The organism is Hymenobacter sp. (assembly GCF_036387835.1).
GTDB lineage: Bacteria > Bacteroidota > Bacteroidia > Cytophagales > Hymenobacteraceae > Hymenobacter.
Window position 1 is genome coordinate 1 of the sequence record NZ_DASVSY010000030.1, and the last position, 26,482, is coordinate 26,482.

20 protein-coding genes are annotated in these 26,482 nt (G+C 49.8%); 12 read left to right on the forward strand and 8 right to left on the reverse strand.

Features of this window, described 5'->3' with window-relative positions; genetic code table 11:
• Positions 1–431: 431 nt before the first annotated feature.
• A complete protein-coding gene (locus VF639_RS05915) occupies positions 432–1,412 on the reverse strand; it encodes a hypothetical protein (RefSeq protein WP_331144964.1) in 981 nt (326 codons plus the stop codon).
• A gap of 403 nt (positions 1,413–1,815) precedes the next feature.
• Here VF639_RS05915 and VF639_RS05920 point away from each other — a divergent pair, with 403 nt between their 5' ends.
• Positions 1,816–3,300, forward strand: a complete 1,485-nt coding sequence (locus VF639_RS05920; RefSeq protein WP_331144965.1) for an energy transducer TonB — start codon at positions 1,816–1,818, stop codon at positions 3,298–3,300.
• Positions 3,301–3,327: 27 nt separating this feature from the next.
• Here VF639_RS05920 and VF639_RS05925 read toward each other — a convergent pair whose 3' ends face one another.
• Positions 3,328–4,770 carry an aldehyde dehydrogenase gene (locus VF639_RS05925; protein WP_331144966.1) on the reverse strand — a complete coding sequence of 481 codons (1,443 nt, stop codon included), beginning with the start codon at positions 4,768–4,770 and terminating at the stop codon, positions 3,328–3,330.
• A gap of 125 nt (positions 4,771–4,895) precedes the next feature.
• On the opposite strand from VF639_RS05925, the gene VF639_RS05930 reads away from it, so the two are divergent.
• Positions 4,896–6,641 carry a hypothetical protein gene (locus VF639_RS05930; RefSeq protein ID WP_331144967.1) on the forward strand — a complete coding sequence of 582 codons (1,746 nt, stop codon included), beginning with the start codon at positions 4,896–4,898 and terminating at the stop codon, positions 6,639–6,641.
• Positions 6,642–6,677: 36 nt separating this feature from the next.
• On the opposite strand, the gene VF639_RS05935 is transcribed toward VF639_RS05930, so the two are convergent.
• The 3 genes from VF639_RS05935 to VF639_RS05945 all read right to left on the reverse strand — a co-directional run bounded on the left by VF639_RS05935 (position 6,678) and on the right by VF639_RS05945 (position 10,491).
• Positions 6,678–7,637 (reverse strand): glycosyltransferase family 2 protein, encoded by a 960-nt coding sequence (locus tag VF639_RS05935; RefSeq protein ID WP_331144968.1) that lies wholly within the window; start codon positions 7,635–7,637, stop codon positions 6,678–6,680.
• Between the two features lie 228 nt (positions 7,638–7,865).
• Complete coding sequence (locus VF639_RS05940) at positions 7,866–8,606, reverse strand: class I SAM-dependent methyltransferase (protein WP_331144969.1); 741 nt, start codon at positions 8,604–8,606, stop codon at positions 7,866–7,868.
• A 385-nt stretch (positions 8,607–8,991) separates the two neighbouring features.
• Positions 8,992–10,491 carry an ArnT family glycosyltransferase gene (locus VF639_RS05945; RefSeq protein ID WP_331144970.1) on the reverse strand — a complete coding sequence of 500 codons (1,500 nt, stop codon included), beginning with the start codon at positions 10,489–10,491 and terminating at the stop codon, positions 8,992–8,994.
• A gap of 744 nt (positions 10,492–11,235) precedes the next feature.
• On the opposite strand from VF639_RS05945, the gene VF639_RS05950 reads away from it, so the two are divergent.
• The 5 genes from VF639_RS05950 (at position 11,236) to VF639_RS05970 (ending at position 16,907) form a co-directional block, all read left to right on the forward strand.
• Positions 11,236–11,772 carry a carbohydrate binding domain-containing protein gene (locus tag VF639_RS05950; RefSeq protein ID WP_331144971.1) on the forward strand — a complete coding sequence of 179 codons (537 nt, stop codon included), beginning with the start codon at positions 11,236–11,238 and terminating at the stop codon, positions 11,770–11,772.
• Positions 11,773–12,242: 470 nt separating this feature from the next.
• Positions 12,243–12,782 (forward strand): hypothetical protein, encoded by a 540-nt coding sequence (locus VF639_RS05955; RefSeq protein ID WP_331144972.1) that lies wholly within the window; start codon positions 12,243–12,245, stop codon positions 12,780–12,782.
• 300 nt (positions 12,783–13,082) lie between these two features.
• Complete coding sequence (locus VF639_RS05960) at positions 13,083–13,667, forward strand: carbohydrate binding domain-containing protein (protein WP_331144973.1); 585 nt, start codon at positions 13,083–13,085, stop codon at positions 13,665–13,667.
• 215 nt (positions 13,668–13,882) lie between these two features.
• Entirely contained in the window at positions 13,883–15,019 is a 1,137-nt protein-coding gene (locus VF639_RS05965) for a hypothetical protein (protein WP_331144974.1), read from the forward strand.
• A gap of 19 nt (positions 15,020–15,038) precedes the next feature.
• Positions 15,039–16,907 carry a hypothetical protein gene (locus VF639_RS05970; RefSeq protein WP_331144975.1) on the forward strand — a complete coding sequence of 623 codons (1,869 nt, stop codon included), beginning with the start codon at positions 15,039–15,041 and terminating at the stop codon, positions 16,905–16,907.
• A 199-nt stretch (positions 16,908–17,106) separates the two neighbouring features.
• On the opposite strand, the gene VF639_RS05975 is transcribed toward VF639_RS05970, so the two are convergent.
• Both VF639_RS05975 and VF639_RS05980 read right to left on the reverse strand, forming a co-directional pair.
• Entirely contained in the window at positions 17,107–17,829 is a 723-nt protein-coding gene (locus VF639_RS05975) for a glycosyltransferase family 2 protein (protein WP_331144976.1), read from the reverse strand.
• 129 nt (positions 17,830–17,958) lie between these two features.
• Positions 17,959–18,750, reverse strand: a complete 792-nt coding sequence (locus VF639_RS05980; RefSeq protein WP_331144977.1) for an SDR family oxidoreductase — start codon at positions 18,748–18,750, stop codon at positions 17,959–17,961.
• A gap of 330 nt (positions 18,751–19,080) precedes the next feature.
• Between VF639_RS05980 and VF639_RS05985 the strand changes: the two genes are divergently transcribed.
• From VF639_RS05985 to VF639_RS06005, 5 genes are all read left to right on the forward strand, one after another.
• The gene (locus VF639_RS05985; RefSeq protein ID WP_331144978.1) at positions 19,081–19,620 is read left to right on the forward strand and encodes a 3-hydroxyanthranilate 3,4-dioxygenase; all 540 of its coding nucleotides are present in this window, start codon (positions 19,081–19,083) and stop codon (positions 19,618–19,620) included.
• 37 nt (positions 19,621–19,657) lie between these two features.
• Complete coding sequence (locus VF639_RS05990) at positions 19,658–20,734, forward strand: amidohydrolase family protein (RefSeq protein WP_331144979.1); 1,077 nt, start codon at positions 19,658–19,660, stop codon at positions 20,732–20,734.
• A gap of 27 nt (positions 20,735–20,761) precedes the next feature.
• Entirely contained in the window at positions 20,762–22,054 is a 1,293-nt protein-coding gene (gene kynU, locus VF639_RS05995; protein ID WP_331144980.1) for a kynureninase, read from the forward strand.
• Positions 22,055–22,245: 191 nt separating this feature from the next.
• Positions 22,246–22,896, forward strand: coding sequence for a hypothetical protein (locus tag VF639_RS06000; RefSeq protein ID WP_331144981.1), 651 nt, complete (start codon positions 22,246–22,248; stop codon positions 22,894–22,896).
• A gap of 43 nt (positions 22,897–22,939) precedes the next feature.
• A complete protein-coding gene (locus VF639_RS06005; protein WP_331144982.1) occupies positions 22,940–23,557 on the forward strand; it encodes an alpha-ketoglutarate-dependent dioxygenase AlkB family protein in 618 nt (205 codons plus the stop codon).
• A 104-nt stretch (positions 23,558–23,661) separates the two neighbouring features.
• On the opposite strand, the gene VF639_RS06010 is transcribed toward VF639_RS06005, so the two are convergent.
• A complete protein-coding gene (locus VF639_RS06010; RefSeq protein WP_331144983.1) occupies positions 23,662–26,406 on the reverse strand; it encodes a TonB-dependent receptor in 2,745 nt (914 codons plus the stop codon).
• Positions 26,407–26,482 lie beyond the last annotated feature (76 nt).

Genomic DNA, 26,482 nt, shown 5'->3' on the forward strand with positions numbered 1-26,482 from the left:
AAGAAACTGGCCCTGATTGCCGTCTGCAACAAGCTGCTCAAACAAGCCTGCGCCATTGTTAAGTCCGGCGTGGCTTATCAGCCTGATTTCGCCCAAAAAACCGTGCCCATGACTTGACTTTTAACACAGTTCATGTTTGAGCTACGTTTTCGAGAAATCACCGAACGGTGTAGAGACGCCTCTTTGCGTCTCATCGTTCACGCCGCCTGCCTAACCATCGTTCAACGACGAGACGCAAAGAGGCGTCTCTACACCGTTCGAACCGGTTTTTGGCTAATTCAAACAGCTTCTTAAGCGTGCCAGCAATCTGGTTTACATGAAGTAAGCTACCAAAAGCAAAGCCCGCTTTCATTTGAAAGCGGGCTTTGCTTTTGGTAACTCTATTTGTAGTTGGTTGATTCCTCTCTGCCAGTTGTATAGATGGATCCGCTCTACTTCATGATGCGTACCTGCATCTTGATGGCGGCTGTGGGTACGGTGGGGAAAGATTGAATAAAAATGAGCCCATACTTTTCATCAGCAGTCCGGAAGGCGAACACGCGTTGGGTGGTTCCTCTAGCAACCAATGGGTCAGTGCGAGTAGGTACTACTGGAAGCACACCACCATTGAATGCCTGTTGAAAGGCTTCTGTGGTAGTAGAAGTAGCAAAACCAGCAGAATCCAAGGTGGAGCGGCGTAGCTGAGTGACCCGGCGGCTCGGCCAGTTACCTGCACTGAACAAAGAGTTGACTCTTATGAGTTGCTCGTCGTTAGGGGAAGCTAGCGCACGGTCTCCATTAGCCAATGGCAAATACGCCAGATCAACAAGCGCTTGGTTTTCGGGCCGGCTGCGCAAGGCATTTGGGGGGAAGGTCAGACCAGGCAACAGTGCTAAGCTGCTGCGTGAATACCGAGTGGTAGGAGCAGGCAGCAGTACGCTGTAACGATGATAAGTAAGGGTGGAGTCGATGTTACGCAGCTTTAACTGAAAGCTGCGGCTATTCTGTTTGCCCTCCGCATCGAAGGCAGTGAAAGTCCATCTCTCCCGCCCCGAGGTGGTGCGCGTATTAGTCGTAAACTGAAATGCTACCGACTGGCGTTGTTTGCCAGTAAGCACTGTATCTAAATAAATTAGAGTGGTGTTTTCTTTGTACCGCTCCACGGGGTCGTACCCTGTAGCAGGATAGATGAAGGGATTAGGGGGCGGCGTATAGTTCACCTCAATGCGCAAGCGATTCAATTCGGCTTCATCATCATTCTTTTCGGCGAAAATGCGGGTAGAGAAGGTATCACCCGGAACACTAATAATACGATCAGAACTAATCAAACGCGAACTGCCTACGAAGTCGATTCGCGGGCCAGACCCAGGGCCAAGCTCGCACGAAGAAAGTAGCACAAACGCTAGTAGAAACAGAAGCAGAGAAAGACGCATAGTAACAGCAAAGATCGGTATTCGCAGTGACGCTAAGTGGAGCGCGCTAAAAAAGTGAGTTGCAAGCTTTCAGTCCACAGTTGTGGAAGGAGCTCTAGTAGAGGCACGTTTCGGTGCTGCTTTATAAACGTGCAACTCTAGGTTTTAACATTTATTCCCGGTCATAATATTTTAGGTAAAGCGTTACCTGCATAATTAAACAAGGCACAACGAAAATACCTGCTGCTTATAACGCCCGGTTTGTGCCCACAGGCACCAGCTTGCAGTAGTACATAGGATAGCAATATCCCTAAGGAGTAGAAATCTTGGTTGAAATATGTTGGTAAAATTATTTTTCGCAGAATAGTATAAGAAAGATGCAAAAAAGAAGCAGGTCTTGTGAAATTTTGCCGTAGTTCGCGGTATGCCCACGTTTCGGACACCCTGTTTCTTTTTCCTAAGCACCTGCCTGCTAGCTGCGCTTAGCAGTTGCCAACCTGATAAACCGGTCCGCACCGAGCAAACTGCTCCCGCCCTCGCCGACACACTCGACTTGGATTCCTTAGCAAATCCCGTCGGCGCTCTTAATGCTACCCCTATTCGGCGTGATTGGCACCGCCTTACCAAACGCACCAATTCAAGGGAGCCGCTCATCGTGTATCGAAGCGTGCGGCGGGCGCCAGTTGAGCTAAACACTAGTCCACCTCTTGGCGAGGCTACCTTGCTCGATCTGACTCGCAAGGCCAGCGAGTATTTCCAAATCGACCCAAGCAAAGCGGCGGAAGTACGGGGGCGCACCGGGACGGTGCTGCGGTTAGCTGCTGGCACTCTAGTGGATGCCAACCAGCGCCCAGCAACCGGCCCTGTGTGGGTGGAGATGAAAGAGTGCTATACTCTGGCCGAAATGGTGCTTACCAATCTTACTACGCTTACCACCGATGACGAACCATTGCAAACAGCTGGCATGGTGTTCGTACGGGCTACTGCAGCCGGGCAGCCCCTGCAGGTAGCTGCCGGCCGCACCTTGCGCCTGGAAATCCCCATTGATCAAGGGCTGCCGCTTCCTGATATGCGCCTCTACTACGGCCAAGGCACCGCACCCGTACGGTGGATGGCCGCTCCCGAAGCGGCAGCGCCTGCGGCCGTCGAAACCATTTACACCGAGGCTAGCCGGATGCCTGCTTACGGCAGTGGGCCGGCCGACATCAACCGCTTGATCCGTTACCCGCACGAAGCATTAGTTAGTCAGACCCAGGGTGTTGTATTTGCTTCCTTTGTGGTCGATGAAAGCGGCCGGGTGCAGAAGCCCCACATCCTTCGCGGGCTCGGACACGGCTGCGACGAAGAGGTATTGCGGGTGTTGCGCCAAACGTCGGGTCACTGGACTCCTGGCCAGCGTGACGGAGAATTTGTGAAAGTGAAGATGGTACTCCCGATCCGTTTCTCGTTTCAGCCCGGCCAACTCACCACCGATACCAGCCGCGCAAGTTTATCAGCTCACGCAGAACCAGCACCCGAGCCAGTCGCCACCGAAGAACTTACCGAAGCAATTCCCACCGACCGGTACGTGTTTCATTGCTCACAACTAGGTTGGTTGAACGTAGACCGCCCTTTGACTGGAAGTAGCACCACGCTTGTAGCCCCCACCACTCCCGACGAGGCCACCACGGTGCGGCTGGTACTGCTAGGCGCCACGCCTACCGTGCTGGCGGGTGACGCAGGTGAAGGAGGCTATCAGTTCAAGAGTCTTCCCACGGGTCGCCGGGCAGTAGTAGTCGGGCTGCGTTATCAGGGAGGGGTGCCGTACTTGGCCTGGCAGGAAACCACTACGGGCCAAGATGCCACTGCCCCATTAGAGTTCAATGAAACCACTTTGGAAGAGCTAGAGCGACGGCTGGAACGGCTCTAGCAGAAGAACAAGCGGGTTTTTCTGCCCTTACAGCTTCATCGTAATACTTTGTGGCTCTGTGAAGAAGCGTAAAGCTTCCAAACCACCTTCGCGGCCAACTCCGGAGTTTTTCATGCCGCCGAACGGAGTGCGTAAGTCACGGTGCAGCCAGGTATTTACCCACACAATACCGCTGTGCAAAGCATGGCTTACGCGGTGAGCCCGATTCAGGTCGCTGGTCCAGATGGTGGCGGCCAAACCGTACTCGGTACTGTTCGCCCAACCAAGCACTTCTTCTTCGCTGTCAAATGGCGTGAGTGTAACTACAGGACCAAAGATTTCTTCTTGATTTACGCGGCAGTCAGGACGCAAGCCCTCAAACACAGTAGGCTGCACAAAGTAGCCGCCCGCGCACCGGCCCTCTACCTGTACGCGCTGCCCGCCGGCCAGTAGAGTACCGCCTTCTTCATGCGCTAAAGCTATGTAGCCCAATACTTTTTGCAAGTGAGCCTCACTTACCAAAGCTCCCTGCTGACTACCTGCGTCTTGTGGGTCGCCGATGGTGAGGCCCGCTACTCCTTTCAAAAAACTTTCTTTGAACTGCTCGTAAATCGACCTTTCAACGAAAATTCGCGAACCGCACAAACAAATCTGCCCCTGATTGGAGAAGCTACTGCGCAAGCTGGTGCGTACGGCTTCGGTTAGGTTGCAGTCGGCGAAGATAATGTTCGGGTTTTTACCGCCTAGCTCTAGTGAGATTTTCTTGAACAGCGGCGCGGCCGTGCGGGCAATGTGTCGGCCGGTGGCGGTTCCACCAGTAAAACTGATTGCCTTGATGGTGGGATGCTCTATTATAGCTTGTCCTGCACTCAAACCAGTGCCGTGCACAATGTTGAGGACACCCGCTGGCAATCCGGCTTCTATGCACAACTTGCTCAGCAAGAAGGCGGTATACGGCGTGAGTTCCGAGGGCTTAGCCACCACGCAACAGCCGACTGCCAAGGCCGGTGCTATCTTCCAGGTAAATAAGTACAGCGGTAGGTTCCAGGGAGAAATGCAGCCGACTACACCCAACGGGTGCCGCACAGTATAATTAAGTGCTATGCCTTCTTGAAAGTGCGTCTCCGAAGAAAAATGCTGCGCTGCTGTACCGAAAAAGGCAAAGTTGCTAGCTGCCCGCGGAATGTCAACAGTGCGTGCTAGGCTTACGGGCTTGCCATTGTCCTGGCTTTCCGCCTGTGCCAACTGCTCTAAGTCTCGCTCAATAAGTTCTGCTATGCGTACCAACAGGTGGCCCCGCTCCTCGGCTGGCAAGGCACGCCAAGCAGGGAAGGCCGCTTCCGCCGCGGCTACTGCCTGCGCTATATCGGCTGAATCAGAATCTGGCACTTGCGCATATACCTGACCTGTTGCGGGCTCAATAAGAGGCTGGTAAGAACCGCTAGCTGGTGGTGCGAACTGACCGTCTATGTAGTTTTGAAGTTGCAGCATAGCAGCAGGAATGGTGAGCCCTATAGCAAGGTAGAAAAGGCAGCCTTAATGAATAGTTACTTTTGCTCAGAGTTACTGGTCGTTGTGTGAACTAGACCATGCCCGACTTCAATCTAATTGCTTCTATGAAAACTTGGTTGCGCCTGCTGCTGGTCACAGGCTTCTATGCCTTGCTGTTTGTGCTATTTACCTGGCCGCTGGTTACTCACTTCACAACCGCTTTTCCTACCGTACCAGGACGTGATTCCTTGTTGTATGCTTGGAACTTCTGGTACTTCCGTGAAGCTGTTGTGAACGGCCACAATCCGTTCTATACTGACTGGTTGCTATACCCATGGGGTTCGTGGCTGATAATGCACACCTATATGCCACTGCTCGGGGCACTAAACCTGGTGCTCAATAACGTTCCGCTTACAATCAATAGTGGACTGCTGGTTAATTATTCTCTCTCTGGTACGGGCGCTTATTTACTGTGCCGTCGCTGGGTACGAAACCCGGTGCTGTGCCTATTGGCCGGCGTCATTTTCGCTTATTCACCTTATAAGCTTATCCGCCTGCCCGAACACTACAATTTGGTGCTAACGGCTACCGTGCCATTCTACGTTATGGCGTTTCTTGACGCTTTCACTTTTCGTTTAGGAAAGCTATTACCGCATGTGCATAGCCGAAGAGCAGTAATTTGGTGCCTCGTACTAGGCTGGATTACTTTACTCTGTGACTACTATATCACGTTCGGGCTACTGTACTTTTCCGCAGCTTATGGTCTGTGGTATTTGTTGCGGCTAGGCGAGTTGAATTGGAGCCGCTGGCAAATTTGGCTCCGCGTTGCCCTTGTATTATTAACCAGTCATTTCTTCATCAGACTACTGCGCATATTACAAGTGCCCGACAACGGTGGCCCTTGGTGGGGCGGCGATGTAGTAAGCTACTTCATGCCTCCTCCCACCAGCTATTTCCTTGATTTCGAGTGGGCACAAGAGCTCTACCTGAACCCGAAGGTATTCAATATGCCTGGTTCACTAGAGATGATTCTCTTCTCGGGCTACTCGCTATTAGCACTAGGGCTATTGGTTGTTGTATGGTCTAATCGCCAAGCGTCGGCACGGCATCTCGATCCTAGCGGGCGCCCCTTAGCTTGGGTGCTACTCTTCTTCATGATGCTCACGTTGCCCACGTTGCGCATCAATGGTCAGGAAACGCTCCATCTGCCTACCTGTGTGCTACACTTTATTCCTTTCTTCAATAATATTCGTTGCCCTACCCGCTGGGTAATGATGGTGGGGCTGTTCCTGCCATTGGTACTGTTTAGTAGGTTAGAGGCCTTATGGCAGCCTCGGTTGCGGCCCATACAGCAAATGGCGGCAAGTATGGCCTTGCTAGCAGTGATAATGATTGAGTACTGGCCAAAAGCTATGCACCTCACTACCACCGATGTTCCTATTGTGTACGAAGAGGTAGCCAAATTGCCAGGGAGCACTCTGTTCCCTATTCCTTTTGGAATGATAGATGGCTACCGCAAGATTGGGGAGGTGCAGACCGAACAGTTCTTTTACCAAGCATGGCATCGTAAAAAGCTGCCTACTGGCTACTTTTCTCGCATTGAGCCCAGAATATTTACCGCCTTTCAACAAGATATAGTAGTCAGACGCCTACTAGCGCTCCAAACTTATCCCAACGCAATACCGCCAGCTCAACCTACACCAACGCAAGTCACTGCTTTTTTGCGCAGATACGAGCCTGCCGCCTTTGTTATCGACCCTGCTTACCGTGAACTGCCCGTACACGTTTACTTACGGCAACTCTTACGGCCCTACGGTTATCGTGAACAGGTAATTGGCGACTATGTACTTCTTGCACCGCCTGCCAAGTGAGGTTCTAAAGCATACTTAATTACGTCTACTAATCTGCTAGTGTAGTTGCTCAGTTGAACGCGGTACTTTTTTAGTGGTGATGTTGGTGTCGGAAATGATATAAAGGGGACGTTGCCTTACGTTAGCGGATAGGCGAGCGATGTATTCGCCGATAATCCCTACTGAAATAAGTTGTACGCCTCCTAAAAAGAGAATGCTCATCATGAGCGAAGGCCACCCTGGCTCGTATTCACCCGTTATGAAGCGGGCATACAAGGTGTAGAGTAGTACGAGGAAAGCTACGCCAGATACTACAAACCCGCTGATCGTGGCCGCTTTAAGGGGTGCATCTGAAAAACCTGTAATGCCATCCAGCGCTAACCGAATCATTTTGCTGTATGTGTAGCCCGTTTCACCGCCAGCCCGTTCGGCTCTATCATACTCCACATAGGTCTGTCGGTAACCGATCCAGGAAATCTGTCCTCGTATAAATTTGCTTTGCTCTGGCATAAGCTTGAGCGCATCAACCACTTTCCGCGAAATAATCCGAAAGTCACCAGTGTCTACTGGAATGGAGATGTGCGTGATACTAGCCAAGAGCCGATAGAACATCTTAGCCGTAAACTTTTTGGCCGCACTCTCTCCTTTGCGTGATCGGCGCTTGGCATATACCACTTCGTAGCCCTGTTGAAGCTTCTGGTACAATAACACAATCAATTCCGGCGGATCTTGTAAGTCGGCGTCGATAATAACCACGGCTTCGCCTTCCGATAAATCCAGCCCTGCGGTTACGGCTATTTGGTGACCAAAATTGCGACTGAAATCAATATAACGAACCCGTTCGTCGCGCAGGGCCAGTTCTTGCACCAGCGCCAGCGACTTATCCCGTGAGCCATCGTTGACAAATATGAACTCGTAGCTCAAATCCATAGGCGCAATTACTTCGCGCAACCGTTTATACAACGATGGGATATTCTCTTCTTCGTTATAAATGGGAATAATAACGGAAAGGTCCATAGATGTGATGGTAAGTTAGAGCAAAGATATCGTCGCTTGAAACAAGATTAAGCGGTTCATATAACACAGACCTTTTGTCTAAAAAGGTGTGTATCAAGAACAGCAAGTTTACGTTAGCTCCTCTCTATTTGCCATGGTGTTTCAGTTTTAAAGTTTAGCGCTTTACGCATTATAACTCTTTTCTTTATGAAAGTTGGAGTTAACAGATCCAAGAATTAACAGGCACTGTCAGGGCTTTTTGGCTAAGGCAAATACACTTACTCCTACCGGCGCATTCACAGTTTGCAGTATGCTATTTTCAGCCTTAATGAAGCCAGTTAATAGACTATTGATCAGAGGAGGAGCAGAGAAAAGGTCGTCAGAAGCTGATGCATTGGTTTTGGGCAGAATGCGCTTAAGCAGCCGTACTACAGCAGTCGGGAAAAACAGACTTACATTCCAGTAAGAGCCTCGGCTCACCTCAAGCCCTGCGGCCTGCATTGCGGTTGCCAACTGATTAGCTGTGTAACGTCTAAAATGCTGATTAATGATATCATGCTTCCCCCACAGAAATTGAAAAGCGGGTACAAATATCAACAGTCGACCTCCCGGCCGCAATACCCTTGCCCACTCCCGTAAGGCTTGCGCTTCATCTTCGATGTGTTCCAATACATCCGAGGCTACTACTAGGTCGAACGAGGCATTATGAAAAGTTAGGTTTGCACCATCCATGCACGAAACATTGGGTATACCACGGCGCTCTGCCACTGCTATACCAGCCTCACTTACATCAATGCCAGTAAGGTTAGTGTAGCCAGTGCTACGCAAGCGTTGTAGTAAGGGCCCCCCCGAACAGCCAATTTCGAGAATCGGGGCGTCGGTAGCGAGCTTCAAGTCTTGCACCAGGCGGAAAACCATATCGCGCCGGGCCTGAAACCACCAATAGCTTTCCTCTATCTGGTGATACTTTATTTCGTATTCAATGTTCATTGACCTCAAAAGTAAGCAATCCTAACGCAGCAATCAGCCAAAGTATACTAGGGGAGGATTGATCAATATGTATCATATAGTTGCTTAAGGATAAGGTAGATAAGAGCATATAGGGGATGCAATAAGTGCTATTCTGTGATACCAATTAATCGTCTACTGGTGAAATTATCTGGTCCCATTGGCAAGCCTTATAACGGCGCAGTGCACCTGATTTCTGTTTTGTAAGTATGCCAAGCTACCGGTAATTTCATGTTTGACTTATCGGTGTGAACAAGTTTTGTTGAGTGCTAGGGCATCCATGTTGAACAGCTGTCAAGCTTAAGCAAATCAAGACACCAGCAATTGAATTTAACTTGATTTACACGTTGCAACGCTCCCCTCATTCCTATTTTTTCCCGACTATTAGCAGTGTAACACATTGGTCGCCTGATAAGATAGGGGTAGTCGTATAAATGCTATCCAGACGGGCACGCATGACTGGATTACAGACAACAACTGTCTCGTTTACCTTTATTTCTCTAAGCCTCCAAGAGGGTAAGGGACGAATCTTGTGGTGGTATTTTCTCATGGCAGCCAATCGATAAAACTCCATGCTTGAATTGTAGTCAAGTCCAGAAAGTAGAGTATAGTTCTCTATCTGACCAACCTCTTTAGCTTGGTATTTAATGTGCCGGCCAAACAGAAAATCAGGCTCCTGAACAGGCTGAAAGTCTTCGCTCCAAACCACGCTGAGCGGATAAGCAAAAATGCAGAGCATCAATAATAGCAGGAGCCACGGCTGTTGACCAGCGCCTAAGGCAGTTATTGTAGCTTGAAAGATGAAGGCCAAGCCAACACCAGCCAATAGAGCGCAAAAGGGATAAATAGGGGCTTCGTACCAGAAATATTTGGTTTTGGCTGAACTGATAACGAATAAGAAGAATGGCACGACAAGCGCTATTAATAAGGCTATGTGACGATAAATTCGGGGAGCGGTAGAATGTAAAAGGAGCACAAAGCCAATTGGAAAAAAACAAATCCAAGGTATAAGTTCGTCATGGATAAGCATTTGCAAGTATGCGTCCCAAGGGAAAACTTGATTATTGCCCGACAAATCGTTAAGCATACGCCCACCTAAGTCATTTTCATACATGGCGTGTAAGTAGCCGGCCCCGGCAGATTCGCGCGCTATAAAGAATAGAGCTACTGTTCCAACTATGCCCGCTACCATTACATACACTTCCTTGCGACGAAGCAGAGGCAATAGCTGTTTCCTTAATATGGTGTATAGGAGCAAGGCCGGCAAAAATATTGCTCCCGCTGCACTTTTGGTTAGTAGTGCCAAGGTTATTCCAATGCCGGTATACCATAAGTAGCGCCGATGCCCTTCTTCAAGGTACAGGTAGAAGCTGAGTACATACCACGTAGTAAAAAACACTAATAAAGAGTCGTAGTCGCCACTGCGGGTGACGTGGTTGTCTATATAGCCATTGGTAGTTAATAAAATAAGAGCACTGAATAAGCCCACTAAAGGCGATTTTAATTTGTATGTGCCAAACCAAGCTACAAGTGCAGTGGTAGCTAAGCCTGCCAGAGCTGATGGAATTCGTAACGTTATTTCATTAGCGCCAAACAGCCAGAAAAGGGAGGCCTGTATCCAGATTAAGAGAGGAGGCTTTGTGTTCCACAAATCCGGTGTGCCGAAAGCATAAGTAACTAACCAGTTTTTATTGTTCAGCATCTCCAGCGCATTCATTCCTAGTCTTGATTCATCCCAAAGAACTACAGGTGCTGAACCCAAACGGTAGAATAAGCTTATATAAGCAACTGGTAATAGAATAACAGCAAAAGCGACAAACAGCCGTCGTTGCGACCAGGAGGAGAAAAGGGAGAGTAGAGGATGCAAAGCTTAATAAATTTTAGAGAGAAGAAAGCAAGCAGTCTAAATGCTGTATTCCGTTAAACAATAGGAAATAGATGAGACAGGTCTACCTAAAAGACTTGAAAAGTGGTCGATTAGATGGCGGTATTTCTCCTTGCTCAGCTGAGCAAGGAGTATAGTAGCTATCATCATGTCCGAAAGTATAGCTGCAAATATGACGACCCCATTTAGCTGCCCTGCTAAGATCCTTACCCAAAGATGTATCATCCATCGACTTTTGCAGAATGGTTCGTAACAGCAAAGCAACTACAAAAAGACCAATCTAGTCCGGGGCGCTTGCTATTTTTGGTCTGATAGTAGGCCATTTCACTCTTATGTAGTTGTTTACCGTAGTTGAACCTCGCTGAATGGAAGTTAGAAGCAAAGGTTTAAGCTACCATTGTAAACGATTAATATAATTCAGCTTAACAAGCTACCATATAGCTGCTTGCACCTTCGAAAGCTTACTTATAGCCAGAGTGTAGTGCTTCCGGCCAACTGCAGTATCATAATCAGAGGCAATGGCAGTATTTTCTCTATTTCATTTACAACCGTTACTACTTCAATTTACCAGCTCAACTGTTAATTCATAACAGATTGGCTCTCTTATTGAGCGGAATATTGCCATCTAGCTAGTGCAGTCATAACCTTTAGACTCCAAAGCCTTAGCGCATATAAAATAAATTTCTGCTAGTTTTGACCTTTCAATTAATGATTGTTTAATCTCAAATGAAAAGAGCACTTTTTGCGTTTTTTGCATTATATCTGACTGCATGTGGTGATAAGGCTGCAGACAAGCCAGCGAATCAGCTTACGCACACTGATTTTGAATCAATTGATGGGTGGTTAGGAGACAACACGTCCAATTCGCTAACAAAGGAAAAGGCTCACTCAGGGCAGTATTCCATCAAAGTAGATCCGGCAATTGAATACAGCATCGGTTACAATAACTTACTCGGTAAGCTTAGTGCTAGCAAACTACGCAAAATTAAAGTCAGCGCTTGGGTTTACTTACCAAAAGGAAGTTCTGATGCAGTGTTGGTAACACAAGTTGTTGATCCTGCTAATGCAACTAAACCAATACTTTGGGATGGATTAAGGCTTGCAGATCAAGTAAAAACAAACGATAAGTGGGTCAATGTCGAGAAAGAAATAGCTCTACCTGATAATGTGAGTTATGCAAACAGATTTAACATATACCTATGGCGTACTTCATCCCCAGGTACCGCATTCATAGATGACTTATCGGTTGAAAAAGTAGATTAAATCTTTAGATCGATTTAACCTCGTCAGTTCCCCTTTGATAGCTATTGTACTTACCAAAAAGTGCAAGCTATTGGAGGGGAATTGTAGTAAATAGTCCAAAGTAAATTTTGAATTTGCTTTGTGTGTTGCTATTATTCCAATAGCTATATTAAGGAGGTTGTCCCACGTAAAAATTCTAACCGCGTAAAATAATTCTACAAATACGGTACGATGTCTTGGCATCATATGTAGGGCAGAATCTCAACTATTAAGAATGGTATTTGTGGTTGAGGTAGGATACTACTCCGCAAATGGTTCGACAAGAGTATACAAGTATCAATTCTACTTATATATTTTATATTTCAATCTGCTGAATAGCAAGCTAGCTTCTATAATTCCTTTCTTTTGGTCTTGCATGTAAACGTATCTGTTAGCGAGTTGAGGATTTTCTTCTAGTTTTGAAGTCACAACTACAGCTTTTCCTCACTTTTATGAACAAACTGCTCTACCTATTATTAGCAGTAAGTATGGTTTCCTGCGGCGGGAAAACAGATGAAATTTCTGTTAACCAGCTTGCAAGCAACGATTTTGAATCAGTAGATGGCTGGATGGGGGATAACACGACCCCTTCTCTTACCAAAGAGAAAGCACATTCAGGCCGCTATGCTCTCAAAGTAGGACCAGGAGTGGAATATAGTATGGGTTATAATAATGTGTTGAGTAGGCTCAGTGCCAGTAAGGTTACTAAAATAAAAGTGCGCGGCTGGGTTAATATTCCCAATGGAACATCACAACCAGTGCTGGTTACTACCATAACAGATCCTAATAATCAAGCGGCCAAACCGCTTTTGTGGGAGGGATTGAAGCTAGCGGATCAAGTAAAGTCTTTCAACAAATGGGTAGAAGTAGAGAAAACAATAACGTTTCCCGCTGCAGTTACCTATACCAATAAGATCAGCGTGTACCTGTGGCGGACTGCTGCTGCGGAAACAGCTCTGTTAGATGATCTAACTATTGAGAAAGTAGAGTAGTAGCCAAGGAATAGGACGTTACTCTATGTATGATAATAATGCCATAGTATGTACTTAAGCTCCTCGCTGTCATGAATGATGAAGTAAAGGCATCTGTTTTTCTCCGCTGCTAAACTCTATTAGTAGTAAATGAGGTAGCAAGAGGAGCACGATCTATTTACTTCGTGCTAGGTGTGGTGTGAGACGATATTGCTTCTTACTCGATTAACACTGGTTTCCTACCTAGTGCGAATTTCATAGAATGTTCGGGGCCTAATGGCTCTTGTGCAAGCATGCATCTGGGTAGGGCCAAAGATAGATATGGGTGAAATCGAAGTTGCTAACTGGCTATTGCGGGCAGGATTACGCAGTACTAGCCGCTTGTTAGCGCTCTGCGCAATAGCAGTGCTGACCTCCTGTTCTTCTCATTCCGACCAAGGAAAATGGATAGGTGACTACGTTACAGTTAATGATTTTGAATCGGTACTAGGTTGGGGAAGTGATGCGAGCAGCTTAACGCGCGACCATGCGCACTCTGGCCGCTATGCCGTGCAAGTTGGTCCCGAACATGAGTATGGCCTAACGTATGATTTGCCACTCAGCCAGGCTAGCGTGCATCAGTTGAGAGGTGTAGAAGTAGAAGCGTGGGTGTATCTTCCTAGTAGCCAAGCTTCAGCTATGCTGGCACTCCAGATCATAGATGCTGGCAGTGGAAAGGCGGTGCATACCGAGTATCTCCCATTGACGGAACAGGTGCAAGAGTACAAGGAATGGCGCCCTGTGCATAAGCGCTTTATCTTACCAGTTGGCCTATCAAACGATTTTCATTTGCGCATGTACTTGTGGCGCAACAATAGTCCAGAAACAGTTTATCTGGATGACCTGAATGTAAAGGCTTTAGAATAATCCTCCTATTTACTTTCTGATACGATAGCTCTGTGGCTAATCTCGCTAACAAGTACAGTAATTCGTCGGTTCGGCATTGGCTATGGGTGCTAGGCAGTAGCGTAGCTTTCGGACTGGAGGTGCTCTTTTTTACGAACTGGCGAGGACATTTCGGGCCCTATTACAGTCCTATTTGGTTTTATTCTGCGTCCGTATTGTTGTGTGTATTTGCTTTATTGGCGCAGATTGATCAGCCGGTGAGCACGTCTGTTGCTTGTTCTGGTTGGCGCTGGGCCGTATCTGGGGCGGCGCTTTTGCTGGGCGGTGCTGCGGTAATCTGGGTACAGCGGCCTGTTATCGCGGCAAATCCTATCAATGTTGCGCAATCTGATGTTATTCCCATCTTACAGAACTATGTGGGAAGGTTTCGGAGTGGTGAGGTGGTATACCGCTATATAACTAACCTGCCATACCCGCTTTTTCCCAACCATTTGCCTTTGCAGTGGCTGCCGTACGTGCCTGCCGACAAACTTGGCATCGATTATCGGTGGTGGGCATTAGGTATTATTTTATCGATAGGATTTGGGGCTTATCTGGTCTTTTTAAACCGGCAAGCGCTACGGTGGCCATTCTTTGTGTTGCTGGTTGGACTGCCCTGGCTGGTGTTGCGCCGCCTGATTGTAACGGACAGCTATTTGTACTCGCATACCGTTGAGTTTACTATCATCGCTTATTACTGCCTGCTAACAGCTTCTATTTTCATTCGTTCTGCTTGGCTACAGGCTGCCGCCTTGGTGTTATGCTTGCTTTCGCGCTACTCGGTTGTTTTTTGGGTGCCGCTTTTCTTGTGGATAATATGGCGGGAAACAGGTCGTCGGCATGCGGTAGCAGTGACTTTATTAACAGGTTTAGGAATTATGCTGGTGTATGTTGTGCCTTTCCTATCAAAAGATTGGACCATTTTTACGCATGCGCTCAACGAGTACCGTGTAGCTACATTAGGGGAATGGAGCCGTACTGATGCAACTAAAGAAGGGGGGCCAGTGCATTTGTTTTCTGGGCTGGGCTTTGCATCTTTCTTCTATACATATGGCCACGGGGAAATTGCTGACCGCATCGGGCTATTGCAAAAGGTACACGTGGTAGTTTCGTTGGGAGCAGTAGCAATAAGCGGACTCGTCTATTGGGTTCTGCGCCGACGCGTTGACTACCGCGTGCTACTATTGATTGCTTTGAAGTTTTACTTGGCTACATTCTACGCTTTTCTACAGATTCCTTATGCGTATCTGACATCGTTGGGGCTGTTTATTTCAATCTTCGTCTTAGCCGTAGCCTTCCGCGAACCAAAAAGGAGTGTAGCGCTGAGCACTTAAGGTCTTACTTCACTAGCCTATGCAAAGGCCCTCATTCCAGCGTCCTTATTCTCTGCTGGCGGTCCTACTCCTGTTTGTGCTTATGGTGCAGGCGCGGCTTTGGGTTCCGCGCTGGGATACACATAACGTGCTGTCTGTGCTGAGTTGGGATGTCATGGGGTACTACCTCTACTTACCTGCCCATTTCATCTACGAGGACTTATCGTACCTGCGCTTCGTGCCCGATATTATGCGGGAGTACGCCCCTAGCACCAGCTTTTACCAAGCTTTTCCGGCTCCCAATGGTCCCGACGGCGCTATGGTAATGAAATACCCGCTGGGCTTGGCAGTGCTCTATACTCCTTTTTTCTGGCTCGGCCATTGGTTTGCCGGTTTGTTGGAATACCAGCAAGACGGCTTTTCGGCACCGTATCAAGTAGCTGTGGCTTTTGGTGGGTTGCTGTACAGCCTACTTGGTTTAGCAGTGTTGCGGCGAGTGTTGCTCCGTTACTTTTCCGATGTAGTAACTGCGCTTACACTTGTGCTTATTGTGTTAGGCAGCAATTACTTCCAATATGCTGTATTCGATTCCGGCATGCCGCATACCTACGACTTTACGCTGTATGCTATACTGCTCTGGGTTACCGTGCTCTGGCATGAGCGGCCTCGGCATTGGTTGGCCGCCACCATTGGTTTCACCTTGGGCTTGCTTATTCTTACCCGCCCATCCGAAGCCGTATCCGTGGTAATACCATTGTTGTGGGGCATAAACTCAGTAGCCACAGCTCGTGCCAAGCTGCAACTGCTGTTTCGGCGCTGGCCCGACGTGCTACTGTTAGTGGTTTTTTTGTTTCTGGGCGTGCTGCCTCAACTGCTATACTGGAAATGGGCCTCCGGTTCGTTTGTCGTTTATAGTTATCAGGATCAGGGTTTTAACTTCCTGAAGCCCCACGTCTTGAGCGTGTTATTCAGCTTCAGAAAAGGCTGGTTGACGTATACCCCTTTAATGGTGTTGCCCATGATAGGACTGGTTGTGCTATGGCGACATAACAGGGGCATGGGAGTACCAGTTTTAACCTTCTTCCTGTTGAACTTATGGGTGGTTTCTGCCTGGGACGTGTGGTGGTATGGTGGCAGCATTGGGCAGCGTGCATTAGTGCAGTCCTACGCGGTGTTGAGTTTGCCACTGGCAGGGTTGCTGACGTGGGCTTTTGCTCCTCGCCGTCGGCAACTTATGCTGTGGGCACTTGTTCCAGTGCTTATACTACTTGTTGATTTGAACTTGTTTCAGCATTGGCAATACATGTACGGCATCATTCATCCCGAAAACATGACGCGCCGTTACTACTGGGCTATTTTCAACAAAACAACAATCAGCCAAGATGACTTTGCACTGCTCGATGTAGATACCAGCATCCGGCAAGTCACGCGTAACTTCACGCGCCGTACAGTGGGGCTGCTTGATTTTGAAAACCTGCCTGCTTCTGATGCCACCGGCATTACCAACGTGCGGGGCTGTGAAAGCCGACAATCCGGCAGCATCGGGGGAGGACGCCTGCGCACTCCGGCACTGGTTGTGAGGGTAGGCAATGCCCAACTTGGACCTGGCCAATGGATACGCGCGTCCTGCCAGGTATACTCGGACTTCGGGGCGTGGGAAGATCAATTAATGATGGTGATAGTGCGCGACGGTAAATTGGTGGAGAAGAAAGCCGTTCGACTTGTTACCCCCAATTCTATAAATAAAGCCTGGAGCGAGGTGCATTTCGATTTACCATTGCCCGCCGATGTTCAACCTAACGATGAGTTGCGTATTTTCGGATTTGGTAAAAACGGCTCTCTAGCCCTTGTAGATGATTTACGTGCCGAATTGCTCACACCTACTTCCTCCGCTACAGCTAATCGCTGAGATAGTACCTGCCCATCTTACAGTACAGATAGGTGTGATAAAGTAGGTTGCTTATACAACAAGAAGGAACATAGCCCACACAAGTTGTGCTCCTTCTTATATTATAATTATAGATAACCGCTTCAATAACAGGAAAAAGCTTGTTGCAAGAAGAATGAGGCTATACAGTCTGTGCTACGGGCACCATAAGTAGTTTAGACTAACCTCCAAGCCCATATTTTAGAATGCAGTATATAGCTCTGAATCCGTCGCGCCAGCCAATTTTTTTGCCCTCGGCATAGGTTCGGCCATAGTAGCTAATACCGACTTCGTAGATGCGTACATCCGGGACCCGAGATACTTTAGCAGTAACTTCAGGCTCGAAGCCAAACCGCTTTTCCTCTAATTTCAAACCCTGAATAATATCGCGACGGAAAAGCTTGTAGCAGGTTTCCATATCCGTCAAGTTCAAATCAGTGAACATATTGGAAAGGAAAGTAAGTACCGCGTTGCCGATGCTGTGCCAGAAGAAAAGGATGCGGTGCGGGTTGCCACCCATGAACCGGGACCCAAACACTACATCGGCAAAACCCTTCAGAATAGGTCTCAACAGCAGATTATACTCTTCCGGGTCATATTCTAGGTCAGCATCCTGAATGATGACGTAATCACCGGTAGCCTCGCGGATGCCGGTATGCAATGCTGCTCCCTTGCCTTGATTTACTGTGTGCTGCAGCAGCCGCAAACCCATTTCAGGATAACGTGCAGCGTACAACTGAATGGCTTCCGCCGAATTGTCGGTGGAGCAGTCATTTACTAGAATAATTTCTTTTTGAATGTTGTTAACCAACTTCAGTTCACGTAGCAAATCTAAAATTTGGTAGATGGTACGCCCCTCGTTATAAACCGGAATGACGATGGATAGCTTGTCGAAAGGAACCATGAAATAGATGAGATAGAAGAAAAGTCAGCAAAAGTAGAATCTTTTCTTAGGCTAGTTAACGGCAGGAGATGAAGCCTTCTTGTTAATCTCTCCCAAGCGCACATCCGAATGAATGAATGGCCGGTTCACTCACAGATTCCCCGTGCGTCCCCCATCTACAGGGACATTAATGCCCGTGATATAGGCAGCGGCCTTCGAAGCCAGAAATACCACGGCGGTAGCTACTTCCTGTGCTTGGGCGAAACGCTTGGCCGGAATCAGTTGCAGCATCCCGGCCTCTACTTCGGCCACCGACTGGCCGGTTGAAGCTACTTTCTTTTCGATTAGGGAGGTGTGGCGTTGCGTGACGGTGGCACCTGGCAATACATTGTTCACCGTAATACCATAGGGGCCTAGTTCGGTAGCCAGCGTTTTGGCCCAATTAGCCACGGCCCCGCGAATCGTGTTCGACACGCCGAGTCCCGGTAGAGGCTGCTTCACGGAAGTGCTAATTATGTTGATAATGCGTCCGTAGCCTCGTTCGCGCATGGCTGGTACCAGGGCCTGAGCTAGCAGATGGTTGCAAACCAAATGCTGCTCGAAAGCCTCTCGGAAGGCATCAACCGAAGCTTCCAGAATAGGCCCACCCGCGGGGCCACCCGTATTATTGATCAGAATATCAAAGCTTACTGCGTGCATGGCCAAGTAGGCGGATAGCCGCTGGGCCAGCAAAGCAGGCTGCGAAAAATCGGCTACTAGGTAATCGTGGACTTGGCCTGCTGGAGTTGGCAGCGCGGCGGCTACTCCGCGCAAGCGCGCCTCGTCACGTGCTAACAGCGTAATGGTGGCTCCTTGTTGCGCCAGTTCTTCGGCCACGGCGCGTCCTATGCCTTGCGTGCTACCGCCCACTAACGCACGTTGAGAAGAGAAGTCGTATTGCATGGGAACAACAGCTGGGTACGAAGCCAAAACTAGGCAAAATACCGTCCGCGGTGCATAAGTGAGTTAAGATCACTCCATAAACCTGTGCGTATTTTGGTGCAAATTAGCTAGTAAGACGTTTTCTTAGGCCTTTTCTAATCTGTGCAGACTACTCACGAAGCTACTGGTTGGCTGCAACACCAGATGTTGTTGTCAACAAAACTCAGGTGCTTGCAGTAAGCTGAACTAGTTACCAATGAACGTATGCCAGGCGCCTGCTTTTGCGTAAGTTCGGTCTTGTTGCCTGGCGCGGTGCTACGGCAACTCTTTTGTACTTAATCAGCCTGTGTTATGCCTGTTGCCCGGCCTTTCAACCTTGAAAAATGGATCGATGAACACCGCCACCTACTTAAGCCGCCCGTTGGCAATCAGCAGGTATACAAAGACAATCAAGATTTCATTGTGATGGTAGTGGGCGGCCCCAACGCCCGCAAAGACTACCACTTCGATGAAGGTGAGGAATTGTTCATGCAGATCGAGGGTGACATTGTGGTGAAGATCATAGAGGACGGCAAACCCATAGATATTGAAATCAAGGCCGGGGAAATGTTCTTGCTACCGCCGCGGGTACCGCACTCGCCACGTCGGCCGGCAGGTACGATAGGCCTGGTTTTGGAGCGCTATCGTACTGCCGGCGAGCTAGATGGTTTTCAGTGGTACTGCGAGAACTGCGGCAACAAGCTCTACGAGGAATATGCCGAAATCACGGATATCGTAAGCCAGTTGCCCCCCATCATGAACCGCTTCTGGCAAGACGAACACAAGCGCACGTGCCAGATGTGCGGCACCGTAATGGCCCCTCCTGCGCCGGTAGCAGTGCCCGCCGAGTGATTTTCAGGCTTTCTTCTTACGTGTAGTCGCGGCAGCCATGCTTTCACCACTTCCCTTGGTCGCCCCGCCTTCCGCGTTGCTTGCTAAGTCACTTGTCGTCGACATTCACACCCATATTCTGCCCAAGCAGTGGCCTGATTTGCGCGAGCGGTATGGCTATGGTGGCTTTATCCGGCTCGAGCACCACAAGCCTTGTTGTGCCCGCATGATACAGGACGACAAGTTCTTTCGCGAAATCCAGGACAACTGCTGGGACCCTGCGGTGCGTCTGCGCGAATACGACCAGTTTGGTGTGCAGGTACAGGTGCTAAGCACAGTGCCCGTTATGTTCAGCTACTGGGCCAAGCCCTTGGACACCCTAGACCTAAGCCAATTACTCAATGACCACATTGCCGATGTCGTGCGGCGCTACCCGGCGCGCTTCGTTGGCCTTGGCACCCTCCCGATGCAGGCGCCTGATTTAGCGGTGCAGGAGCTGGAACGGTGCATGAAAATCGGGCTGGCCGGCATCCAGATTGGCTCCCACGTCAACGACTGGAACCTGGATGCCCCAGAACTATTCGAGGTGTTTGCGGCGGCGGAAGCGTTGGGGGCTTGCGTGTTTGTGCATCCCTGGGACATGATGGCCCAGCAGAAAATGCCGAAGTACTGGCTGCCCTGGCTCGTGGGTATGCCGGCCGAGAGTACATTGGCGCTTTGCTCGTTGGTATTTGGGGGCGTGTTAGAGCGGTTGCCCCGCTTGCGGGTAGCCGTGGCGCACGGCGGCGGAACATTTGCCTCCACTATTGGCCGCATCGAGCACGGCTTTAAAGTGCGCCCTGACCTGTGCGCCGTCGACAACAACGTGAATCCGCGGGAGTACCTGGGCCGCTTTTGGGTTGATTCGTTGGTGCACGACCCACTGCTGCTCGAGTACCTAATGAAGACGCTCAGTGCCGACAAAATCGTACTTGGCACCGATTACCCATTTCCGCTGGGCGAGCTAACGCCGGGTAAGTTGATTGATTCTATGCCTTGTTCCACCGAGGTAAAGGCCCGGATGCTAGGGCAAAACGCGCTGGACTGGCTCGGGCTGCCGGCTTCACAATTAATGGAAATTCTAGCGGGACGATAGGAGCCTATCGGCGTACCTTTGTCTCCGATGACCTCTTTCGAACCCACTTCCGATTTCGCTGCTCAGCTTGATGCGCAGGATCCACTGCGCGAATTTCGCCACCAGTTTTATATTCCACCGGGGCCCGATGGACAAGAAAGCGTGTATATGTGCGGCAACTCGCTGGGGTTGCAGCCGCGCACGGCCCGCGCCGCCGCTGAGCGTCAGTTCACAAATTGGGAGCAAATGGCAGTGGAAGGTCATTTTCGCGGAGATACGCCGTGGCTGAATTTTCACGCGCGGCTCACGGAAGCCACCGCCCATATAGTGGGTGCCAAACCCCTAGAAGTGGTGGTGATGAACAACCTGACCACTAACCTGCACCTGCTGCTGATTTCGTTTTATCGGCCGACCATCTCGCGCTACAAAGTGCTGATGGAAAGTGGCGCCTTTCCTTCCGATCAGTACGCCCTAGAATCGCAGGTGAAGCTGCACGGCCTTAGCCCCGACAGCACCATTGTCGAGCTGGCGCCGCGCCCTGGTGAACACACGTTACGTACCGAAGACATCGTAGCCAAAATCAACGAGTTGGGTGGTTCTTTGGCAACGGTCATCATGGGCGGCCTTAATTACTACACCGGCCAAGTCTACGACATGGCCGCCATTACACAGGCCGGGCACGCTGTAGGGGCGAAGGTTGGGTTCGACCTGGCCCACGCCGCAGGCAACATCCCGTTGCAACTGCACGATTGGGACGTGGACTTTGCTTGCTGGTGCACATACAAATACCTGAACTCGGGTCCGGGGGGAGTGGCCGGCGCTTTCGTGCACGAGCGATATGCCAACCAGCCTGAACTCCTGCGCCTAGCCGGGTGGTGGGGCCACGACGAAGAGGAGCGGTTCAAGATGCGCAAAGGTTTCCGGCCCATGCAGGGGGCAGCGGGCTGGCAGCTTTCCAACAGCTCTATTCTCACGATGGCCGTACACGAGGCCGCCCTAGCGGTGCACGAAGCCGCGGGTGGGATGACGGCCCTACGCAGCAAAAGCGAGTTGCTCACCAGTTATCTGGAGTTCCTCATCAGGCGCCTTGCATTGCCCGAAACCCAACTCGAAATTATCACGCCCACCAATCCGGGTGAGCGGGGATGTCAACTCTCCTTGCTGGTTCACCGCAACGGTCGCGACTTATTCGACCACTTGATGGCCGCTGGCATCATCGGCGACTGGCGCGAACCCAACGTAATTCGGCTGGCTCCCGTGCCGCTCTACAATTCGTTTCAGGATGTGCAGCGCGTAGGTGCCGTGCTGGCAGAATGGGCGGCAACGCAACCGCAGCTTTAAGCGCGGGCAGTGTTTTTGCGCGGGCTTGCTGCAGTAAATTGTCGTTGGATACACTGTTAAGTGTAAAGGCAATTGCTACAGAAGTAGACTATAATCGGCGTTGTACAACATTTCGGGCATCATTCGTCAAGCGGTGGTGTTTTACGTTGTATTACGTAACTCCTGTCGTTTTTCTATTGAAGCATACTGTCATGGCTGATGAATACGCGGAGAAAATGTCCCGCAAACCTCTTTCCGAGTTGTTGCTTTACGTGCAAAACCGCATTGAGTACCGTGAGGAAGCAGTTTTGGCAGCTCTCGACGAATTAGAGCGGCGTGGTGAGCACCCTGCTAATGCCGCCGCGCTTCGCGCCGAGCTGCAACCCGTAGTTGAGTTACAGCGCCAGAAGAGCGCTGCGGCAAGTGTGGTCAAGCCAGCTCCCGTTGATTCAGTTGAGTCAGTGCCCACCGAGGAAGACGCGCCAGCTTTGTACTCGCCCGGTACTATTGTGTTGTTTTCAATGCTCTTTTCTTTCTTGGTTGGTGGCATCCTGCTGGTCATCAACATGTTCAAGCTGAAAGAGATAGGAAAAGCACTGCGCGTGATATTGTTTATCGCCTTGATGCTGGGATGTTATTACGCAATCCAAACGGCAAAAGTCCCCTATAATACCCAGGTCATTTCCAGCGTGATAGTGCAACTAGTTGCCATATTCGCTTATCTACTTTATTTCTGGCCTCGCTACGTAGGTTCACGCTCTTATGTAAGCCGGCACTGGCTGCCAGCTATGTTCATTTGTATTGTCATCATAGGGGGTATGTATTTGTTGGCATCGGCTGCCGTAACTTCAGCAACAAAATGATTACTAGGTATTTGGGCTTTGGCTGCTAACAAACGAGAATTCTGTGTCTCTTACGCTGATTCCCCTGCCGCACGCTGAGGTGCTGCTCGATCCGCATTTCCTTGCTCCTAATGTCGCGGCTGATTTGTTCAAAGAACTATCGGATATCATTGCCTGGCGACACGAGCCGATCAAGCTTTTTGGGAAGGAAGTAATGCAGCCCCGCCTCACTGCCTGGCACGGCGACCCGACTGCACGTTACTCTTACTCTGGCCTAGCACTGGAACCACAGCCCTGGACGCCCGCTTTGCAGCAGCTCCGGCAGCAAGTGCAAGATGCCACTAATGCCCACTTCAACAGCGTCTTGCTCAATCTCTACCGAACGGGGCAGGATAGCATGGGATGGCACGCCGACGATGAGCCCGCGCTAGGGCCTGCTCCTATCATTGCCTCACTAAGTTTAGGAGCAACCCGCCGGTTTCGGCTGCGGCCGCGCAATCCTAGCCAGGTGCTCCACGCGCCCATTTCATTGGATTTGTCAGGTGGGAGCTTACTGCTCATGCGCGCTCCCACGCAGCAATACTGGCTACACGCCGTTCCAAAAACTGCTCGCTCCTCTGCTCCACGTCTTAACCTAACGTTCCGATTAATAATTGACGGGTTAGCAGTAGGCGGCTCTTAAAGCTTGAGCAGAGGGCATCATTGTTTGCAGAAGGTTACAGAGAGTTAAATGAAAAAGGCCTGCGCAATTTGCGCAAGCCTTCCTTTCAGTGTTCTTCTATAGCTTTATTTGAGATTTATTAACGCACCCGCAAATACCAGTCGGCCGATGTTGGGGCCGCCGTATACCTGGGTGTTGGTCTTGTTGAGCAGATTAGAGCCACCTACCTGAAATGTAGTAAACAGCTTAGGTACTGAATACCCCACATAGGCATCAACTGAACTATAATCCTTCAGTTCGCCTACCGCAAACGGAAGCTCGTAGAGGTGTCCCTGGGCCCAGCGGTAATTAACGGCGTAATTTAAATGCCGCGCTACTAGGCCGTTGGCACCGATATTATACTTGTGCTTGGGTGTGTTAAAGAAGGTTTGGAAGTTGTCAGGCAGGTTGCTCTTGTCTAATAGGTTGAGAGAGTAATTGCCGGTGAGTGTAAGGGCTTGTGCCACGTTGTAGCTTAAGCTCACGGCCGCACCTTGCGTGCGCACTTCCTGACGGGCATTGGTCCAAACCTGTAATACGCGCGTATCGCCCGACGTGAAGCTGGATGAGCTACCCGCTAACAACTGCTGCGCCGTTGGGCGGCTACCGTCACGGTTGCCGATAAAGCGCTGGGCGCCAATAAAGTCGTTGTAGTAAGAGCGGAAGTAATCCACGTCCAAAGCTAGTTTCTCGCTCAACGTACCTTTGTAGCCCACCTCGTAAGTACTCAGGCGTTCCAGCTTCAAGGCTGCGGCAGAATACTCGAATGGAGTAAGAACAGCTGGGTTGCTTTGGGCCCCACCAATAGTAGCTGCCGTAGCCACGGTGGTGCGGTAGCCCTGGAACCCCTTTTCCACGTTACCAAGCAGTAACACCTGACCTACATCGAGACGGATGTACTGGTCTAGCTGGGCGGGTGAGCGGAAGGCGCGACCATAGGATGCACGGAAGTTGTGTTGCTTGTTGGTCCCTGCCGAATATACTGCTGAGGCCCGTGGCGAGAAGGCTGCGTTGAAGTTCTTGAAGTTGTCGATACGGCCCGCTACTGCAAGTTTGAGGCGCTCGTTGAGCAACTTCTGCGTTAGCTGGGCATAGCCACCTAATTCATGGTTCTGGATACGCTCCGCATCATCAGAGTAAAGGTTGCCATTCGAGCCTAAGCGAAATTTACGATAAGCACCGCCCACAATTAAATCGGTATTCTCAGCCAACGGCAGGTTATACTGGGCGTTGCCTTCGTTCAGCAAAGAGCTAGGGCTGAGCCGGGCACCCCGCCCCGGAGTAGCGTCGTTGATGATCTGGGTACGAAGCTGCTGGAAACGCTCACTGTTGGGATTGAGCTGCGTATCGTTAGCTCTGCTTTGCGCCGTAGTTTGTGCTTGCTCCATGCTGGCACCGGCATTGCGTGCTGCGGTGTAAGCGCCGTTGTAAGTGCCGAAATAGCGGTCAACGCTGCGTGTAGTCACACCATCAGCTACGGGAGATGTTTGGAGGAACGAACCCAAGAAGCTCAAATCGTATGATTTCGCTCCGAAGTCTTGTACCGACTGGCCGCGCAAAAACCAGCGGGCACCTTTGATTTCACCATGGAATTGGTTGGTGCCAAAATCGCGGAAACGGTAGCGGCTGCTACCTTGGTAACTGGCAGTGCTGCGGTTGTAGTTCACCCCTACGGTCATCTTCACGCTGCTCTTGAGCAGGTAAGAAAGTGAAGGATGGATTTTTAGTGATTTAGCTTGATCGTCGTTGCCGATCAACGTTTTCTCATCAAAGCCTGGCATAAATACCGATTTGCCGTACAGCTCTGGGTTAACGGTATAGGACGGAGACGTAGGAGTAGCAGCGCGATTCTGATTCGGCGCAAAGGTGTTTTTTACGTCCCCGTACCGATTTACCGCGTCGTAGCCAAGCGGAGAGCCCTCTGCGTTATTGTTGGGTTCAACAAAGAGACTAGAAGCTGAATAATTATTAGCGACCCAATCGTTAGCAGTCAAATAAGCTCCTACTACTTTAAAGGCGAGCTTCTCGTTTATCTTTTTGGCGTAGCGCACTTGTCCATCAAGGTAGCTACGCTGACCGCCGCGAACCCGTACGGTTAATCCTTCTGTAACAAAGGGGTCTTTCGAGTTAAGCAGCAATACACCGTTGAACGCGTTGGCACCATAAAGTGCCGAAGCGGGCCCGTGAATTATCTCGATGCTTTCTACATCTAATTCCGGCAAGCCCGTTAGGTTGCCCGTGTTTACGTTCAAGCTCGGCGACTGCGTATCGAAATAGTCAGTCAGCTGAATCAGGCGCTCCGACTTAGCCGAGTTGAAACCGCGCGTACTCAACGAATTCATCAGCAAGCTGCTGCTGTTTACATCGATGCCTTTGTACTGGTTGAGGCCCACTTGCAGGTCAGCTGTCGGAATACGCTCCACTTGCTGAGTGTTCAGTTTTTCAACTGTAACGGGTGCTTGCAGAATGCCTTCTTCTACCCGGGAGGCTGAGGCAATTACTTCGTTGGTAAGAGTTGCGTTCTGCTTCAACTTCACCTGTACTGCGTTGTCGGGCTGTGACAATGATACTTCTCGGCTTTCATAGCCCACAAAGGATACGGTCAGTACTACAGGCAGTTGTGAAAAATCTGCCCTGAGTATGAATTTACCTTCGTTGTTGGTGCTGCTTCCAATAAACGTTCCTTTGATAAATACTGTTGCGCCTGGCATTGATTCTCCGGCCTCATTTTGTACGGTGCCGCTAATGGTAACTGCCTCTTGCGCTTGAACACTGGTAGCAGCAAAGGCAGTAAATGCCTGAAAAGCTGCTATATGATAGAATTTAGCCATTAAAATAAATATGCAAAGGTGAGAATTAGTAAAAGATAGGTTGTGATTATCCTATAAAAGTAGGGCGGTTATAACT